The organism is Rhizobium sp. L43 (assembly GCF_002531725.1).
Taxonomy (GTDB): domain Bacteria; phylum Pseudomonadota; class Alphaproteobacteria; order Rhizobiales; family Rhizobiaceae; genus Rhizobium.
Genome location: NZ_NWSQ01000005.1, coordinates 135660 through 152265 on the forward strand (window position 1 = coordinate 135660; position 16606 = coordinate 152265).

At 56.0% G+C, this 16606-nt stretch carries 22 protein-coding genes and 2 tRNA genes; 12 read left to right on the forward strand and 12 right to left on the reverse strand.

Annotation, left to right across the window (positions count from 1 at the left end; translation table 11 throughout):
• The first annotated feature begins 7 nt into the window (after nt 1-7).
• Entirely contained in the window at nt 8-874 is an 867-nt protein-coding gene (locus tag CO667_RS07710) for an endonuclease/exonuclease/phosphatase family protein (RefSeq protein WP_097617825.1), read from the forward strand.
• Between the two features lie 37 nt (nt 875-911).
• Here the strand turns inward: CO667_RS07710 and CO667_RS07715 are convergent, their stop codons facing one another.
• The 4 genes from CO667_RS07715 to rplU all read right to left on the reverse strand — a co-directional run bounded on the left by CO667_RS07715 (nt 912) and on the right by rplU (nt 2898).
• Nucleotides 912-1499 carry a GNAT family N-acetyltransferase gene (locus tag CO667_RS07715; protein WP_097617826.1) on the reverse strand — a complete coding sequence of 196 codons (588 nt, stop codon included), beginning with the start codon at nt 1497-1499 and terminating at the stop codon, nt 912-914.
• Entirely contained in the window at nt 1496-2152 is a 657-nt protein-coding gene (locus tag CO667_RS07720; protein ID WP_097617827.1) for a GNAT family protein, read from the reverse strand. The genes CO667_RS07715 and CO667_RS07720 overlap by 4 nt, the downstream gene beginning before the upstream one ends.
• Nucleotides 2153-2277: 125 nt before the next feature.
• Nucleotides 2278-2547 (reverse strand): 50S ribosomal protein L27, encoded by a 270-nt coding sequence (gene rpmA, locus CO667_RS07725; protein ID WP_003567620.1) that lies wholly within the window; start codon nt 2545-2547, stop codon nt 2278-2280.
• Between the two features lie 33 nt (nt 2548-2580).
• On the reverse strand, nt 2581-2898 hold the full coding sequence (gene rplU, locus CO667_RS07730) for a 50S ribosomal protein L21 (RefSeq protein WP_003543907.1): 318 nt from the start codon (nt 2896-2898) through the stop codon (nt 2581-2583).
• Between the two features lie 306 nt (nt 2899-3204).
• Between rplU and CO667_RS07735 the strand changes: the two genes are divergently transcribed.
• From CO667_RS07735 to CO667_RS07750, 4 genes are all read left to right on the forward strand, one after another.
• A tRNA-Ser gene (locus tag CO667_RS07735) sits at nt 3205-3294 on the forward strand.
• Nucleotides 3295-3509: 215 nt separating this feature from the next.
• Complete coding sequence (locus CO667_RS07740) at nt 3510-4046, forward strand: ImmA/IrrE family metallo-endopeptidase (RefSeq protein WP_245433084.1); 537 nt, start codon at nt 3510-3512, stop codon at nt 4044-4046.
• A 3-nt stretch (nt 4047-4049) separates the two neighbouring features.
• Nucleotides 4050-5183 (forward strand): hypothetical protein, encoded by a 1134-nt coding sequence (locus CO667_RS07745; protein WP_097617828.1) that lies wholly within the window; start codon nt 4050-4052, stop codon nt 5181-5183.
• Between the two features lie 117 nt (nt 5184-5300).
• Nucleotides 5301-5903, forward strand: coding sequence for an HNH endonuclease (locus tag CO667_RS07750; RefSeq protein ID WP_210421743.1), 603 nt, complete (start codon nt 5301-5303; stop codon nt 5901-5903).
• Nucleotides 5904-6033: 130 nt separating this feature from the next.
• Here the strand turns inward: CO667_RS07750 and CO667_RS07755 are convergent, their stop codons facing one another.
• The 4 genes from CO667_RS07755 to CO667_RS07770 all read right to left on the reverse strand — a co-directional run bounded on the left by CO667_RS07755 (nt 6034) and on the right by CO667_RS07770 (nt 8827).
• Nucleotides 6034-6798, reverse strand: a complete 765-nt coding sequence (locus CO667_RS07755) for a hypothetical protein (protein ID WP_097617829.1) — start codon at nt 6796-6798, stop codon at nt 6034-6036.
• A 9-nt stretch (nt 6799-6807) separates the two neighbouring features.
• A complete protein-coding gene (locus CO667_RS07760) occupies nt 6808-7872 on the reverse strand; it encodes a PAN domain-containing protein (RefSeq protein ID WP_097617830.1) in 1065 nt (354 codons plus the stop codon).
• A gap of 23 nt (nt 7873-7895) precedes the next feature.
• Nucleotides 7896-8111 carry a hypothetical protein gene (locus tag CO667_RS07765; protein WP_097617831.1) on the reverse strand — a complete coding sequence of 72 codons (216 nt, stop codon included), beginning with the start codon at nt 8109-8111 and terminating at the stop codon, nt 7896-7898.
• A 143-nt stretch (nt 8112-8254) separates the two neighbouring features.
• Nucleotides 8255-8827, reverse strand: a complete 573-nt coding sequence (locus tag CO667_RS07770) for a hypothetical protein (RefSeq protein ID WP_097617832.1) — start codon at nt 8825-8827, stop codon at nt 8255-8257.
• A gap of 149 nt (nt 8828-8976) precedes the next feature.
• On the opposite strand from CO667_RS07770, the gene CO667_RS07775 reads away from it, so the two are divergent.
• Together CO667_RS07775 and CO667_RS07780 are read left to right on the forward strand one after the other, a co-directional pair.
• Nucleotides 8977-9969 carry a site-specific integrase gene (locus CO667_RS07775; protein WP_097617833.1) on the forward strand — a complete coding sequence of 331 codons (993 nt, stop codon included), beginning with the start codon at nt 8977-8979 and terminating at the stop codon, nt 9967-9969.
• Between the two features lie 94 nt (nt 9970-10063).
• Nucleotides 10064-10285 carry a hypothetical protein gene (locus tag CO667_RS07780; protein ID WP_097617834.1) on the forward strand — a complete coding sequence of 74 codons (222 nt, stop codon included), beginning with the start codon at nt 10064-10066 and terminating at the stop codon, nt 10283-10285.
• Here the strand turns inward: CO667_RS07780 and CO667_RS07785 are convergent.
• A complete protein-coding gene (locus tag CO667_RS07785) occupies nt 10282-10587 on the reverse strand; it encodes a hypothetical protein (RefSeq protein WP_143540702.1) in 306 nt (101 codons plus the stop codon). The genes CO667_RS07780 and CO667_RS07785 overlap by 4 nt on opposite strands.
• A 1201-nt stretch (nt 10588-11788) precedes the next feature.
• Here CO667_RS07785 and CO667_RS07790 point away from each other — a divergent pair.
• Both CO667_RS07790 and CO667_RS07795 read left to right on the forward strand, forming a co-directional pair.
• Nucleotides 11789-12385, forward strand: coding sequence for a hypothetical protein (locus CO667_RS07790; RefSeq protein ID WP_143540703.1), 597 nt, complete (start codon nt 11789-11791; stop codon nt 12383-12385).
• A complete protein-coding gene (locus tag CO667_RS07795; RefSeq protein WP_097617837.1) occupies nt 12382-12606 on the forward strand; it encodes a hypothetical protein in 225 nt (74 codons plus the stop codon). Before CO667_RS07790 ends, CO667_RS07795 begins: the two co-directional genes overlap by 4 nt.
• On the opposite strand, the gene CO667_RS07800 is transcribed toward CO667_RS07795, so the two are convergent.
• Nucleotides 12577-12834, reverse strand: a complete 258-nt coding sequence (locus CO667_RS07800; protein ID WP_143540704.1) for a hypothetical protein — start codon at nt 12832-12834, stop codon at nt 12577-12579. The genes CO667_RS07795 and CO667_RS07800 overlap by 30 nt on opposite strands.
• A gap of 200 nt (nt 12835-13034) precedes the next feature.
• Here CO667_RS07800 and CO667_RS07805 point away from each other — a divergent pair, with 200 nt between their 5' ends.
• The gene (locus CO667_RS07805) at nt 13035-13601 is read left to right on the forward strand and encodes a recombinase family protein (protein ID WP_097617839.1); all 567 of its coding nucleotides are present in this window, start codon (nt 13035-13037) and stop codon (nt 13599-13601) included.
• 163 nt (nt 13602-13764) lie between these two features.
• Here CO667_RS07805 and CO667_RS07810 read toward each other — a convergent pair whose 3' ends face one another.
• Complete coding sequence (locus tag CO667_RS07810) at nt 13765-14613, reverse strand: site-specific DNA-methyltransferase (RefSeq protein ID WP_097618092.1); 849 nt, start codon at nt 14611-14613, stop codon at nt 13765-13767.
• Between the two features lie 135 nt (nt 14614-14748).
• Between CO667_RS07810 and CO667_RS07815 the strand changes: the two genes are divergently transcribed.
• Entirely contained in the window at nt 14749-15501 is a 753-nt protein-coding gene (locus CO667_RS07815) for a ScaI family restriction endonuclease (RefSeq protein WP_179874090.1), read from the forward strand.
• Between the two features lie 83 nt (nt 15502-15584).
• Nucleotides 15585-15674: transfer RNA gene (locus CO667_RS07820), tRNA-Ser, on the forward strand.
• Between the two features lie 33 nt (nt 15675-15707).
• On the opposite strand, the gene CO667_RS07825 is transcribed toward CO667_RS07820, so the two are convergent.
• Nucleotides 15708-16460 carry an NYN domain-containing protein gene (locus CO667_RS07825; RefSeq protein ID WP_097617841.1) on the reverse strand — a complete coding sequence of 251 codons (753 nt, stop codon included), beginning with the start codon at nt 16458-16460 and terminating at the stop codon, nt 15708-15710.
• Between the last annotated feature and the right edge of the window lie 146 nt (nt 16461-16606).

Here is a 16606-nt window from a genome sequence, read left to right on the forward strand (position 1 = left end):
GATTATCGTGAATTTTGCGAGCTATAACATACAGTACGGCTTCGGTCTCGACGGCAGATACGATCTCAGGCGGATTGCCCGGAGCCTCGAGGGCGCCGATGTCATCGCGCTGCAGGAGGTGACCCGCGGCTTCTCGCGCAACGGTTTTGCCGACATGGTGGCCGATGTTGCAGCCTTCTTTCCCGACTATTTCTGGGTGTATGGGCCGGCCTGCGACATGCATGTCGAGGCCGATAAAGGCAGGCCTCAGCCGCCGCCGGGCACCCGCTTCCAATTCGGCAATATGGTGCTGTCGCGCTGGCCTGTCATCTCGACCCGGACGCTGCTTCTGCCGCGCAGCCGGACGATCGGCAAGATCAACCTGCAGCGCGGCGCAACCGAGGCGGTGATCGCAGTGCCGGGCGGCGCGCTCCGCTTCTATTCCGTCCATCTCGACCATGTCTCGGCCGACGAGCGCATCCGCCAGCTGCAGTTTTTGAACGCTGAGATCAATGCCTTCGTCCAGGACGGCGGGTCGCTGACGGGCGGCGGCGAATTCGATCTGCCGGAGCCGCCGCTGCCGGAGGATTATATCATCATGGGCGATTTCAACATGGAGCCGGAATCGCCGGAATATTGCGCGCTTGCCGGTGCCGGCGGCGGATATTACGGCCGTGTCGCCCGGATCGGTACGCCGATCGACGCCTTTGCGGCGCTTTCGGCCTATCGGCCGGAGAGCTACAGCTGGATGGATCCCGAAGATCACGGCAAACGCATGCATCTCGATTATTGCTTCGTCAGTTGCGGCCTCGAGGGCCGGTTGAAATCCGCCCGGATCGATACGCAATCCGTCGGATCCGATCATTTCCCCCTATGGGTCGAGATCGGGGATTGACGAAGACGCCGCCGAGCCGGCGGCGTCTTCTTTTCGGCTATGCGACCTTCCGCGGCTGCAGCATGCCCGGCTGCAGCACGGTTTCGATGTGCGACACCATGGTGTTGCGGGCGAAACAATAGATTTCGCCGCAGCCCACCATACGGAAACCGAGCTTTTCCTGCAGCCGCAGCGAGGCCGGGTTGTCGGCGAAGACGCCGGAATGAACCGGCGTCTCCGGCATGCGGCGCGAGAAGCGCTCGATGATCGCCGCCACCGCCTCGCTCATATAGCCGCGCCGCCAGTAGTAGCGGTTCAGCCAGTAGCCGAGGTGCCAGCGGCCGTGGCGCAGCTCGATCGAGACGTTGCCGATATGGACATCGTCCTTGCCGGTGATCGCCAGCGGCCAGTCCGGCAGGGTGCCCGAGGTGACCGGGATCAGCCAGTCCAGCGCATCCTGCCGGTCGAACGGCGCGGGCACGCGGGACAGCATGCGCGTGACCGCGAAATCGGAGAGCGATTCCGCGATCGCAGGCGCATCGCTCAGCCGGTGGGGACGGAGCGTCAGCCGGGCGGTCGAGATGACGGGCGCGGGGCCTGGCATCATCGGCTTGGCCTCCGGCCTTTGCAGCGCTGATGTGCTCATGCGATGTTCCCCCAGCTTCGGAGCGACATCCAGGTCTTGCGGTCGAGCCTGTACCATTCCACCGGCACGTTGCTGCCGAGCGCCAGCGAGGCGGCGAGCCCCGATCCCTGGAACTGGAAACCGCATTTCTGGATGACGCGGCGCGAGGCGACGTTCATCACCCGGCAGCGGGCGTCGATCTGATCGACGTCCTGACGGGTTCTGAACACCATATCGACCAGGGCATGGCAGGCCTCGGTCGTATAGCCCTGGTTCCAATAGGGTTCGCCCAGCCAGTAACCGATCTCGACGGTCCTGCCGTCGGCATGCGGTTCGACACCGCAGCAGCCGATAAAGGCGCCGTTTTCGGCCTTGGTGATCGCATAGACGCATTTGCCAATCTCGCCATTTTTCGTGCGACGCACGAAGTCAGCAGCATCATCGGCGGTATAGGGGTGCGGCATACGCGATACCATGGTGGCGACTTTGGCGTTGTTGGCGAGATGGGCAAGGGCGTCGATGTCTTCTTCGTGGGGCGCGCGCATGACGAGCCTTTCCGATAGTAAGACAGGGCAATCGGTCCTTAACCGTTCCGGCCTCAGCCGTTCTTCGGAAGACACCCGGTCTTCCCGGGGAGACCGTGATTGGTCTACCCTTAACAATTCGCCTTGCATGTTCAGTCCTCCTGTTTGGACAAAGAAAAAGGGGAGATGGCGCCCCATCTCCCCTGTTTTCTGGACTGAACCTGATACGGCCAGCCGGGTCGATGAGACGCCGGCTGTTTTTGAGCGCTACCGGCTTATTCCGCTGCTTCCGCTTTCGGCATGACAGACACGTAGACGCGACCGTTGGCCTTCGTTCGGTAGTTCACATTGCCGGCGGTAAGCGCAAAAATCGTGTGATCCTTGCCGAGGCCGACGTTGGAACCCGGATGCCACTGCGTCCCGCGCTGACGCACGAGGATGTTGCCTGCGATGACGGCTTCGCCGCCGAACTTCTTCACGCCAAGGCGCTTGGATTCGGAATCGCGACCGTTGCGCGAGGAACCGCCAGCTTTTTTGTGTGCCATTGGAGTTCTCCTTTAAACCTTGTCCCGTTGATCTTACTTGGCAGCCACGATGTCCGTGATACGGACGACCGTGTGATGCTGACGATGGCCGCGCGAACGCTTCGAATTCTGACGGCGGCGCTTCTTGAAGGCGATGACCTTCTTGCCGCGGTTCTGTTCGACGACTTCTGCCTTGACAGAGGCGCCGGTAACGAAGGGCGCACCGATCGCAGCGTCGGCGCCTTCGCCGATCACGAGCACTTCGGTGAATTCAATGGAATCGCCAGCGGTGGCTTCCAGCTTTTCGATGGTCAGCACGTCGTTGGCTGCCACACGGTACTGTTTACCGCCGGTCTTGATGACTGCGAACATTTTTTATCCTTTCATGTTCGTTCCAGCTCTCCTCGCCGCTTGGGCAAGGTGGCCGTCTTTTTATCAGTCGAAGTTAAGCAGGGATTTCAGAGGGCTACCCTCGAACTCTTCCTGCCGGTGAAGCGTCCTGCGCAAGCGCAGGACAAGCAAGGCGCGGATTTCTCCAAACCTATTGCGCAGCCGAGATACGCGAGCGACAAAAAACTGTCAAGGCAAAAGGATGGAATGCTTCGACTTTTCGGCTTGCCAACCTGTCATATGCTCGTTATGAGAACGCCCGCGCCGAACAAGCGCCGACCAGACCGCGGAGAGGTGGCAGAGTGGTCGAATGCACCGCACTCGAAATGCGGCATACCTGCAAGGGTATCGTGGGTTCAAATCCCACCCTCTCCGCCATAACGCTTCCGGGGTCTCCAAGGTTTCCAGCGTTCTCTTCCACTTGGCCGCTGCTGACTTGTTATCAGGCACCAAATTCGATGGCAAAGTGTGAGATGGGGCCACATGCGCGGCACGTCCCACCTCTGGATGATGGTGGAAGATGAGGAGTCGCAACCTCTTGCTGCGAATCAGGGAGGACTCTATATTGAATAGAAATCAACCGGAAATTCATCGTGGCTACGATTTCGTATAATCCTCCGCAGCCTTCGGGCTTGAGCAAGGATTCGGTAGAGAACTTCGCAACGTCGGTGGCGACGCAGCTTGGCTTTGGCGTCGGTGGAGATTTGAATGACGTAATCTCAAAGCTCGGCGGGCGAGTTCGTGCCCAGGAGCTTTGGGAAATCGCCGATTCAAGCTCTGGTTCAATTCGGATTGATTCTGATAACAACTTTGAAGTTGTCGTAGCCCTTCATACGGGACCGGCTCGCGATAGATTTACGATCGCTCACGAGCTGGGGCACTATGTCCTTCACTATCTTTGGCCACTCAATCAAAAGAAGGAAGTGGGTCCGATCGAAGCGAAACGCTACGGCACAGGTCGCGTTGAGTGGGAGGCCAACTGGTTTGCCGCGGCATTCCTTATGCCCGAAGGCGAGTTTCGGAGAATTTACGCGGAGGTAAATGGCAGTATCGCTGCTCTCGCGGACCGGTTCAAAGTATCCATCGAGGCTGCAAAGGTTCGCGCAAAATCATTGGGCCTGGGAGCATAGGGTTTGGCGCCGAACAACGCTGGACCTTTGTCTGCACGGTTGAGGCTCTTCCTGAGTGTGGACATCGTTGGTTCCACCGCGTTTAAGCAGACCAACCAGGCAGCATTTAAGTCAGACGAAAAATCGATCTCTCGTATCGCCGAGCCTTGGTTTTCTCCAATCGCAGAATTCTACCGTGAGATTGAGCGCCTCTTCTCGCAAGAGTGGTCGATCTATGCTGAGACGGTCGCAAAAAAGTTTGACTGGCCTGTCGGCGAGCCCCCGGAATTGTGGAAAAGTGCCGGCGACGAACTGCTGTATATTAAGCTTCTTCGTGATCACCGAGAGGCGTTAGCCTGTCTTCACTGCTGGATCCGAAGTGTTGCGACCTTTCGGGTGGCGTTGCGGACAAAATATCCTTCACTTGATGTTAAATCTACTGCATGGATTGCAGGCTTTCCTATAACAAATACTGAGGTAATATTCAATTCTTCTTTGGATTATAGCGACGGCCCGCTCAATGACGATGATACGATATTCTCGAACCTAGCTCTTCTGCATAAGTATTACGAAAACGGTTCGAGTTTGACGATGAGGCGCGATTTCATTGGTCCCTCCATTGATGCGGGCTTCCGTCTTTGTGCTTTAGCAACCCCACGCAAACTCATAATTGCAGTCGACCTGGCCCTGATGTTGGTGCACGCGGTTAGAGGCAGTCCTCCAGAGTTAGGCCTTGACGAACTGGAGATCCGCTATGAAGGACGTCAGCATTTGAAAGGCGTCCTCGGCGGTCTTGGTTACCCCGTATTTTGGGTAGACATGGCTAAATCATCGGCGCTGGAGCGCGCCGAGGACACGCTTCTGGACCAGAAATCTCGCAACACCGATGAAATCAAGAAATTTTGTGAGCAATTCTTCCTGGAGCATAAGGGCAATATCATCATTCCCTATATCGAAGGCAGCGAAGATACGTATTTCTCAACGATTCCGCCAAACCATCGCGCTCGGCTAAAAGTCCTAGAGGACTATTGGCGCAACGAAGGAGGGCGTCGAGAAATTGAACGCGCGTCTCCAGACCAAGATGGCCAAGGTATGAAAATCGAGCCGGAGACTGCAAACCAGGTGGTTGAAGAAATGCTGAGGCGAGACAAGCCGTGAACAACTGACTCTTGAGGGGCTAAAGTTGGCAGTCACGCAGGGACATGGAAATCCGAATTGGACACGCGATGAGACCCTCCTTGCTGTCGATCTATACCCTCGCCAAAAGCGCCGGAGGTGAGAGCGCTGTCGGAACTCCTGCGTTCACTGCCGTATCATGCCGAAGCCGCGAAACAGCCGACATTTCGAAATCCAGATGGCATCGGCTTCAAACTGATGAATATTCGCCAAGTGGCCACCGGCAAAGGCCTTGGCAACGTCTCCAATATGGACCGCCGGATATGGGCCGAGTTTGGAAATCGACCGGATGAGGTGCGCCGGATCGCCACCGCGATCAGGCTTGGCATCACGGTGGTCGGCACGGAGCCGTTGCCAGACGTCGAGCAAGAGCTGCCCGAGGGTCGGCTACTTACAGCCCTTCACGTTCGTCGCGAGCGAAATCCAAAGGTCCGAAAGCTTCTGCTGACCAATCGGAGGCAATTGGGGCTTAGTTGCGAGATCTGCGAGTTGTCGCGACCTGATTTGGACATCTCAATGCAGGAAGCCATGTTTGAAGCGCATCATCTGGTTCCGTTGTCTGAAGCCGGCGAGCGTAACACTAGGTTAGCAGATTTAGCGCTGGTCTGCGCTTGCTGCCATCGGCTAATTCATCGGGCAATGGTCCTGAAGCCCGGATGGGTGAGCATCGCGGAAGCCCGATCAATGCTCGTGCCGGGATAGTTCTTGGCTCCGAAATAGGGGTATCTCCGCGTAACGTTCAACATCGATTGGAGGTTGGCAACGATCAGGAGCTCAAGCCCGCCGGCGATGATCTCGACATGGCTCGACGCAGGCTAATCCGCTATATTTTTCAACAGCTCCAGAACCGGACGGGATTTTGAACGTGCTTAAGCTCGCCGGCGGTTATCCGCTTGCCTCGCGCACCAACGTAGAGATCCCATATCTTTTGCGGTGCATCCCGTCCGACAAAGCCGAACCTATGTGCCTCGGATCCGTCGGCATAAGGAATGTCAGGGAAGTTGTCGGCAGTTGCGGCCATCCACCTCTCGGCCTCAAACGCCCCTACAACCACTCCGCGGATAACGGCGAGCACATACTGAGCGTTTTCAGCGCGTGACCTTGAAATTCTCCAGCAATAGCGGACGAGATTGTAGATTGCTCGACGATCGAACCTATTATCAAGCTTGTTGATGTTGATCAGAACCAGCTTGTGCTCGGGGTTCTGAGGGAACGTCGGTAGGCTATATTTATCCAGGAGCTCTACGTGGTTCATGGGGCCACGGTCGCTGCTAGCGTGACCACCCTGAATATTGGTGAGGCCTGGATAGGCGTCGATCAATGCAGCCTCCACCTCAAAGATCGCTGCCTCAGGTATCTCATGACGATGGATGACGTGAAGCACCTCAAGCCCAGCGTTCTTTATCGCCCGGATGCGATCGAGCTTTGATCCAAGTGTTTGGCTGTCGTCATCTGTTAAGTCTGCGACGCCAGCGGCATGATCGAATACGCGATTGTTACGACCTTTACCGACGTAAAACGTCTCGCCGTTCCGCGGATCGATGAGGCGATAGACGTAGTTGCCAAGCCGCTCGCATACTTCTTCAGAAAATCGCACGGCCGCCCCTTAGTTCAAGCTGATGATCTTCGCGGGCGAGAAGTTCTGAAACTTCTTGAACCCGCTGACCATTCCCTTGCCTGGCATGGGTGTGCCAACCGACCCTTTCAGCCAGCACTGCTTCTTCGCATAATTATAGGAGAATGCCATGCAGCGATTGTCGTCAACGCAGGCGAGGCGACAGTCGAGCGGCGTCTTGGCGGTGCTATGAGGGCGTGGGGAGAGATCGCCGCCTCGAAAGTCAACGTCGTGAAAGAGTGCGCTCTGCGGGTCGATCGTTCCAAGAGCAAATGTGGGCGGGTCGGCGTCGGCCCCGCTGAGGAATCGGCCTGAGAAGGCGACGCTATTTCCATCTGCCCGGCCCGCACTGGATTTGAGGAAGCAGTTCGGCCCTTTTGTGATCTTTGGGTTGGCGTTGAAAGTGAACGCCTTGCATTGACCGTTCATCACCAGACAACTCTGAGCACATTCCGCAGCGTCGCTTGCGCGGATAGAAGAAATGTCGTCGCCGAAGAGATCGAGGCCGGTATAGACGGCGATTCGGTTTGGGCGCTTCGTGAATTCTTCGATCGTTGAGAGTTTCGCTTGTGTCTGCGGCGTCGGCGTGGTGCCTACCGTTGTTTCTATCGAGCGCGGCTGCTCCGGTGTCACCGGCTGCGCAGTTGATTCCGTTGTGCTCGTCGCGTTTGGGGCGGGCGGAGATGTATCTGGTGCTGCCGACGTGCCCGCTGCAGAGGGCTTTGACCCATCGCCAGTTCGGTTGAGTTTATACCGCTCAATCTCTTCTGGAGTGAAGACGTGCATGTCATTCGGCGGTGTCTTGAACATGACGCTCAACACGTCCACGGGAGTATCGAAGCGGTTGAGGACGTCAATGATGTCCGAAATCGTGAGCTGCGCTCCCACAAGATCCGAGGTATCAGACGAGATCTGGTGCACGCCGAGCTTGCCGTCGACCTTCCGCTCGACACCCGCAAGAAACATATAAGCACATGCGGATAGGCATGCGCTGTCTTTCGAGATGTAGGTCGCGAGCTTTCGCTCATGAATGTCGTCTGCCATCAGCAGACCCATCTGCACGGCGCCGCCTGAGCTGTTCAAGGTAACAAGTTTAGCGCCGGGGCTGCATGAAGAGCCCGCCGGAAGTTGAGCGCTGAGCCGACGTCGATATCGCCGTTCATCACAATGACATCTGGCTTGGCGTCATCCACAACAAACGGACCAAATGCCTTCTCAGACGCGGCGGCAGGGCTGACAATTGTCATTCCGCATAGCGCAGCGCTCACCGCGGCAGATCGAAGCAACTTACGCATGAACAAGCTCCCAGCCCGAGATTATCAAACTACATACGCCCGAAGCTGACAAGGTTGTTGCAGGCTCAACACTGCATATTCTGGATTGCGGTTAATCGACCGCCTTTGGGCCGCGATAATCCTTGGCTCCTTCCACGGGCATTCTACTCGTGATCTTCACCGTCGATGGAGATCACATGGGGATGATCAGAAAGCTCTGATGCCGCTAGCAAGCCCAGGGCGTCGTGGTGGTGTGCTGTGAGCGCCGAGAAGTCGTTCGGCGTGATCAGGCGCCTGACCTCGGGTGGGTAGCAATTTCCACCGCCGATGTAGTCTCGAAAGGTGGCGCGCGCCTGGGCGTTAGCCAGCACATAGAACGTTGGCGTGAGAGTTCTGAGATCCAGCTCGATGAAGATGAAGAAGTCGGCGTTGCCCTTTGTGGTCATATTCACTGGCCAGCGGGTGATGTCCTGCGCTGGGCTTGTTCGGAATTGCCTGGTCTTCACCTCGATTGATTTAGCCACGCCATCGATAACTATGATGACGTCGTGACCGGGTGCGCCTTCGGGGCTGATGTATGCTGCGTGTCCGAGGCTGTTCAGCTTTGCTACGGTAAGCAGTTCGCCGAGTGTTCCGGCCTGTAGCCTCGAAAGTAGAGTTAGCATGCCGTGAAGTTCCTCCTGTTCCTGACTCAGACCGAACGAAACGCCCGGAACCTGCGCGATATCAAACGACATCGGCTTCGAAGGAGCAAGAGCCCATCAATACCCGCGAGATCGATCTCGAACGGCAGTTAATCGCCCGCCTCTTCGCGTGCCGGAATGATCCTTGGCACCCTTTGCGGGGCATCCTACGCATTGATCGACGACATCAAACGAGGAACGAAATGGCGACGATCAGAAAACTTAGAGGCCGTTGGCAAGCACAGGTGCGGCGACGCGGTATGAAGCCTCGGGCAAAAAGCTTTGATAGCAAGTCAGAAGCCGACAAGTGGGCACGCGAGCTAGAAAGCCAGGTCGATCGCTTCGGTGTTGCACCTGACACCAAGATCCTGGAAACCACAACGCTGGGCGACTTACTCAAACGTTACAAGATCGAAGTATCACCCACCAAACGCGGATGCGTCCAGGAGATCCAGCGCATTGACGTGCTAGAGCGTCACGAGATTGCGCACAGGACACTTGTCGGCCTTTCACAGCCGGATATTGCATCGTTTCGCGACGAGCGTCTTAGCAGCGTAGCTCCATCTACTGCGGTTCGCGAAATGGCGATCCTTAGTCACGTCATCGAAGTCGCGATGCGAGACTGGGGCTTTCCTCTCAGCCGCAACGTGGTCAAGCTTGTTCGACGACCCATCATTCGGAACGAGCGCAAGCGCCGCTTGGAAGGTGACGAAGAGCAGCGCCTCCTCGACGGGTGCGACAGTGGCAAGATCGCGTTTATGAAGACCTTGCTTATCGTCGCCATTGAGACCGGGATGCGCCGTAGCGAGATCCTCGGTTTGAAATGGAATGACGTCTCTCATAACCGCCGCGTCATCACGCTGGAAATTACGAAGAACGGGTCCGGTCGCGAGGTGCCGATGACGCAGCGTGCGTTCGATGCGCTTTCCTGGTGGAAGGAAAATGCGCCCGTAGATGAAGCTACGATCTTTCCTATCGCCCCCGGTTCTTTTGAACAGGTTTGGCGACGTCTTCTGAAGCGTGCAAATATCGTGGGACTGAGGTTTCACGATCTTCGCCATGAAGGGGTCAGCCGTTTATTCGAGCGAGGGCTGAATGTGATCGAAGTCAGTAGCATCTCGGGACACAAAGAGCTTAGAATGCTGAAGCGATATACACACCTGAGCGCTGATAACCTGGTGGCCCGCCTTTCCTGAAAGCAACCCACTGCTCAGTCAGCCGCGATCGAAGTCCTAGAAAATAGCGTTCACGCTTTACATGATGCTGCCCGCTGGCTGAGCAATTCGGTGCTTGAACTACCCATCCTCCAGGCTTGTCGATCTCGACCTCGATTGTCAGGCCGCCCTAGAGGGCACCTTCGACCAGGTGCTGCTGCTTGCTGCGCAATACGGCTGGAACCGCACAGAGACAGCCGCAGCCTTCCAAGAGCTCGCCTTCAACCGGCTGGCCCAGGAGGAAGAGGACCGCCTGGTCACGCTCTCCATAGAGCAGCTGAGCCACTCCAAGCACTAGTCACGGCAAGGAAAGGTATCAGCCAAGGCTTCGGCCATGATCCATCCATAGGAGCCCATTTCCTGCTTGGCGAGATCAGGGTTCTTCTCGACGTAGCCTCGCAGGATTCTGACATACTGATCGCCGGTGACAGCCAGACGCCGAGGCGGGCAATAGAGCGTCGGTCGCTTGGTTCCCTCCATAACGAGGTTCGCGCCTTCTATCCCCTTCCCGGCGCCCACGATCGCCGAAAACCATCTAGGCTCATCGGCATGATCCAGCATATCGCCGACCGTGAACTCGACCTTCTTCTCCTTGCTCAAGGCAGGACCACCGGGCAGGCATAAGAGCCCAGCACACACTAACAGCCATGTCGATCGCACTAACTACCTCCCTGTGATTGCAGGTCCACATGTTGACAGGCCCGGTCCACTGTCAACACGGCCACCCGGAATCCACCTTTTGGCGTCAACCAATGTTGACAGCATTTCAGCCCATTTTGTCTAATGACCATCCTCACAAGGCTTTGATGTTGACGTAAGTTAACGCTACGTTGACACGGAAACCCCGATTTCACGTTTTCCCTTTCTGTCAACATGGCCAGGCAAGCCGTGCTCACGTATCGAGCGAGGCTGGCGCGCGACGGCTCGAGCCGTATGTGCTCGATGATGCTCGTCCGATCGATCGAGCCTTGATCGAGACGGGTTGTGCCCCCTCCAAAGCACGCGCTCACAACCCCGTTCTCGTAGATCTTCGGCTACCCAGTGGAAGAAACATAGTTGAGCAGATGTCCGTCGAGCGCTCAACACGATACGACTTGGAACGACCGACGAGTGAGCGCACGTGAGGTTTGATTGCCTCGTCCTCCTCGACTGCTGTGCTCTCTGAGACACGGCACGGGGACAATTGGCACCTTGGTCAAAGCCGCGCCGCTTTGGAAGAAGCGCGCCGCGCCCGTGCTTTTGGGTCGAATAACACGGGAGACTACCGATGCCAGGCACGGTCGAGATAGGCCAAGCACATGCGGCCAGACGATGAGAGACCGGGCGACGAGCGAACGAGAGCCCGGCAGTCGCATAGCCGGTCGCTGGCTGCAACGATCGTTTCCCAATAGAGCAACTCGCGACAGACTCACGAAGCGCGCCGGTGACGATCCTCGAGTCAACCTGAGCACGCGGGCACCGTCTTGTCGCCGAGAAGGACTTTGACACCGAACGGGGTGGTTTAGAGTCAGCAAGAGAAAACGAAAATCAAGCCGGAGAGAGTTTGAATTCATCGGACGCCGGAGGCGGCCGGCAAGCCCGAAGGGCGCGCAGGCGAGCGAAGCGAGCGTGACCTGCTTCTTCGTGTCCGAAATTCGGTCGTTGTTTCTTCATGTAAGAGATTACTAAAAGATAATATGTAAGTAATAGCACATATGGGAAAACAGCAAGTTTTCGGACGAATGCCTTCGATCACAAAATCACGCATCCGGACCTCAAGCTGACTATTCATTCTTCAGAACAGCTAGAAAGGATGTTGACCTTGAATTACCTGACCTCAACGGAATCCGACGACGATCGTGATCAAAAGATCCAGCTCAATCTGATCGCCTATTACAGCGATGAACCAGGCGACGGTGGTGAAATTCGTTCACCGACGACCAATATCTCAGTTCTCGACGAACTCCTCGCTTCGATCGATGAGGATTCTTTGGAGCCCATCGAACGCAGGTGCCCTCCGATGTCCGAAAGACTTCGAGAGAAAATTGCGGATAAGCTGCTGGAGATCGAGCAATATCGCAAGGACAATCGGGAGTCATACCTTGAAGCCAGGCGAAGGCAGGCTCGGCAGGATTACGCCAATGAGCGAGCTGCCGACGGACGACGTGTGCGTCCCTACCGGCGACATCCAGAACTTGCAGGAGAAAGCTCGTTCGACCGTGAGCTGCGTCTTCACAGGGAGGGTAGTCGTCGGCGCGCTGGGAAAGACGAGACCAACACTCGCTGTTATCTCCACTTGGCTGGCATGACTGAGGAGGAGAAGAAGGACCGCAAGCGTCAGCAGGACGCCGAATCAAAGAAGCGTCAACGTGCTACGAAGAAGGCTCTGCAGAGAGTCGCTGAGGTCGCGGCACAATGAACACGGCATTCGACGAAAGCTACATCTACTACCGGATCGGCGACGACGGCGAATGGGAGCAGTGTCGGACGACTGAGCTGCCGCCTCACCGGGCTGCCTGTCAGGCAGTGGACATGATTGCTGACGCTTTTGAACGAACCAAGGACATGTCGCCGGCTGAGCGCGAGATCGAGCTCGAACGGGTGCTTGAGTTAGTCGATCAGGTTAGCGCTTCGGTTTAGCCGTTCATCTTTTCCCATCACTTCTTCGTCGGGGAGGCGCTTGTCGCTGGCGCCCTCCGCTGCCTGTGCTTTGTCCAACGGAGTGAGCGCCGCGATGACGATCAAGGCGATCAGGTTGAATAGGAAGCCGAGGACGAACCAGCCCAAGACGTCGCGACCTTTATTCGATGCGACGATGGCGCATGCGCCGCCGAAAATGACGCCGACGAGTCCAATGATCAGCAGCAATTTCATTTCTCCCTAACACGCACGCGTCGATGACCCGAGGGAACGAAAGGGAACCATTTCGCTCTGTCGGGCTTAAATTTGCACCGAACCGGAAGTCCTTGAAACCTAAGGATGTGACCCGCTCGGCTATCGGTCGTAACGTCTATCGGACAAAGGTTCCTTTATGTCAATGGCTTAGTGCCAATCGAAGGATAAGCCGTATGAAACTCGTCGGATATGCTCGCGTCTCTACCATTGAGCAGAATCTCGATTTACAGGTTGCGGCTTTAAAGGCTGCGGGCTGTTCTGAGATCTTCACCGATCACGGACTATCTGGTGTTGACTTTCAACGTCCTGGTCTCAGGAAAGCGCTTCGACAGCTGAGGGCTGGTGATATGCTCGCCGTATGGCGGCTAGATCGACTTGGACGCTCATTGGTCGATCTCATCCAAACTGTGAACGGGCTGTCGAAGCGGGGCTGTGACTTCCGATCGCTGACAGAGAGCATCGATACGTCATCATCGGGCGGACGGCTGGTTTTCCATATGATGGCCGCGATGGCGGAATTCGAAAGAGCCATCATCAGCGAGCGCACCAAGGCAGGGATGGAAGCTGCCAGATCGCGAGGATCTCGCATTGGACGCCGTCCGTCGATGACTGACGCGCAAACCGGTGATGCTCGGCGCGCTGTCGAAATCGACCTGGAGCCGATCTCTGAAGTGGCGGCACGATACAAAGTCCATCCGAAAACCCTGGCTCGCATTTTGCGGGAAGTCCGGATTGAATAGCATCGTCAGCTAGATGGCCAGGTAGCCTCTCTGGCGCGTTTGGCACATCGAGAGCTGCGAAGACGTCGGGAGGCGCCGAGCTAGGACGGTCCTGATCATCACCAGGGCTGAACGCGATTTATAGGTCATTCGGCGCTGGCCCCGCACTTCCTTTAGTGTGGTGTTAGAAAAATAAATCACGCTCGGCATCTGTGATACGGTCAGCGGCATAGTCTATGTATTGGCTATTTACTTCGAAACCGATCGCAAACCGTCCCTGCCTTACACTCGACACAGCCGTGGTTCCTGATCCCATAAATGGGTCAAGGATAAGGTCGGAAGAATTCGAAAACCCTTTCACAATCCGATCGATCAGATCCAGGGGGAACTGCGCCGGATGTGGTGCTCGCTCGGAGGATGAGCGATTTTTCCCAGAGGTAACCTTCGCGATTGTCCATACATCCGACGGGTTCTTACCAATAGAATTACACCGAAGCTTTCCATTTTTCTTTTGGTTCGGATATTTAACATCTGGATCGCGAATGTCATCCAAGTTGAAAGTGTAGTTGTCAGGATCCTTGACATACCAAAGAAACTTTTCGTTTCTGGGGGAGAGAAACTTCTTCGCGGAGACGCCGGCCCCATAGTTCCACACCACTTCCTGCATTAGAAAGAATGGCGTTTTATCCCAAAGCAGGTAGGGAAGAGGGACCGCCTTTCCTCGACCTTCGATCTTGTTATACCCAAGATTAAGCCAGAACGCTCCATTGATGTTGGTGAGCCTGTAGATCTCATTCAGCCAGGTGGTGCACCAGGAAATATAATCCTCACCTGGAACTACATCTTCGTATTCTTTGCCGATGTTGTATGGCGGACTCGTCACACATAGATCAAATTGGCTTGTTTCGAACGCAGAAAAGGCTTCCAGACAATCGATCTTAAAGACGGCAAAGCGGTTCCCGCGCGCATGAGGAGTTCCCAGACGCGCCACCACTCTTTCAAAACGTTCTTTTCCGTCATCTCTCGCGAGCATTCTGCCTACCTCGAATCATTTTCTCTGATTCTAGGACACCTGAAGCGCCGCCTGAATTTTTTTTTGAGACTCTGCTGGTCCTTCACAGAAAATCGTGATCCGAAGCTGCCTGAGAAGCAACTTTGGGGTGATTCGATGTCGGGGCCTTATGAAAATGTTCCAGAAAGTGATTGGCTGAGCGTGACTGATAAATTGCTTGCTGAGCATCCTCTCAAGCTCTCGGATATTTTGGCTATCAGTCTGCACGCCTGGAGCTCTCTCTGGTCGACTAGTATCGGAACCGGCACCGATGCTATTGAATTGCGCCATTTGCCAATGCAGGCCACCGTAGTTGGCTACTTCTTTGAAAAGCTCTTCGCCAAACGCCTTTCGGATATCACAAATGGACAGTGGCGGAGCGGCCATGGCGGGGAGAAAGATCTTGTTTGCGAACAAAACCCAGCGCAATCCATAGAGATTAAAGCATCAGGACAATTAGGCCTTAAGATATTCGGGAATCGAAGTTACGGGCAGGAACTTCAGGCAGGCAGCACGGGGAAGAAAGAGAAGTCGGGATATTACATCACCGTAAATTTCTACGGTATGACGATGTGTTTGATCCGCTTCGGTTGGATCGATGCTGGAGATTGGAAACCCCAACTTGCACCTACGGGTCAGATGGCGGGGTTAGAGCAGGCAGTCTATGATAGCAAGCTTATCCCCATCAAAGGCGACTACACGCTGGCCGGCCCAGCTCAACTCCTCAATGGCGTTGGCGCAAAGAAAGCGGAAGGTTTGCGGGATCAAGGGATCATGACAATCAAACAGATCTTGGATCTTGGCCACGGGTTGAACGACCTCAAAACCTTGAACGCGGCGCGACTTTTCAAGGCTACCTACGCCGAATGAAATGGCACGCCGAAGGCGCACTTGCGCACGGCCATTTGCCCGTTATGAGAACGCCCGCGCCGAACAAGCGCCGACCTGACCGCGGAGAGGTGGCAGAGTGGTCGAATGCACCGCACTCGAAATGCGGCATACCTGCAAGGGTATCGTGGGTTCAAATCCCACCCTCTCCGCCATAAGCTTCATTGTCCATGCCGAAGACCTACGAGCTAGGTCTTCTTCGTCGAGCCTGACTGTTTGACCCGGATCCGCAATGGCTTACCCTCGAGCTGATCGACGTCAAAAGCGTTCGTCTTCCGCACCAGGTCGCTAAGCTTCCGAAAACCGTAGGTTCTCGGATCAAAGTCCGACGCCAGATTTGCGAGCCGTGCCCCAACCGCACCGAGCGCCACCCATCCATCCTCACTCTCCATCTGAGCAATGACTTTCTTGATAATGGGTGTGGCGGCGCTCGGTTGCCGGAGAGATGTCGGCGCTTGGATGGGATCGACCCCATTTGACGAGACAGTCGGCAGCAGGTTTTCGGTGTAGATAAATCTACGACAGGCCTGTCGAAAACTTTCCGGTGTCTTTTGCTCACCAAATCCAAAGACATCGACTCCCTGCTCGCGGATCCGCGCAGCCAAGCGCGTGAAGTCGCTGTCCGAAGAGACCAGGCAGAAGCCGTCGAAGCGTCCGCTGTGCAGCAGATCCATCGCGTCGATCACGAGGGTAATGTCGGAGGCATTCTTGCCGGTCGTATAGGCAAATTGCTGCTGTGGAATGATCGCATGCTTTGCGAGCACATTGGTCCAGGCCTGCGAGCGAGCGCTTGCGAAGTCACCATAGATCCGGCGAACGCTTGCCTCGCCGATCTTCGCGATCTCTTCGAACAGACCATCAGCGATCTTGGCAGAGGCGTTGTCGGCATCGATCAGGACGGCCAGGCGTGGGGAACGCAGTTCAGCCGGTAGTAGCGCCATCGCATGATCCAATCGCCCAAACGTTCATTGCCTAGAGATTAGTGCCAAAAACGCAAAATGTTACCCAAGCCTCCGGTACAAACGTCACCTATCTCCCAGGTCGGATCACTGAGGCATCAGCGTTTGTAATTTTTGGACGCCGGCCT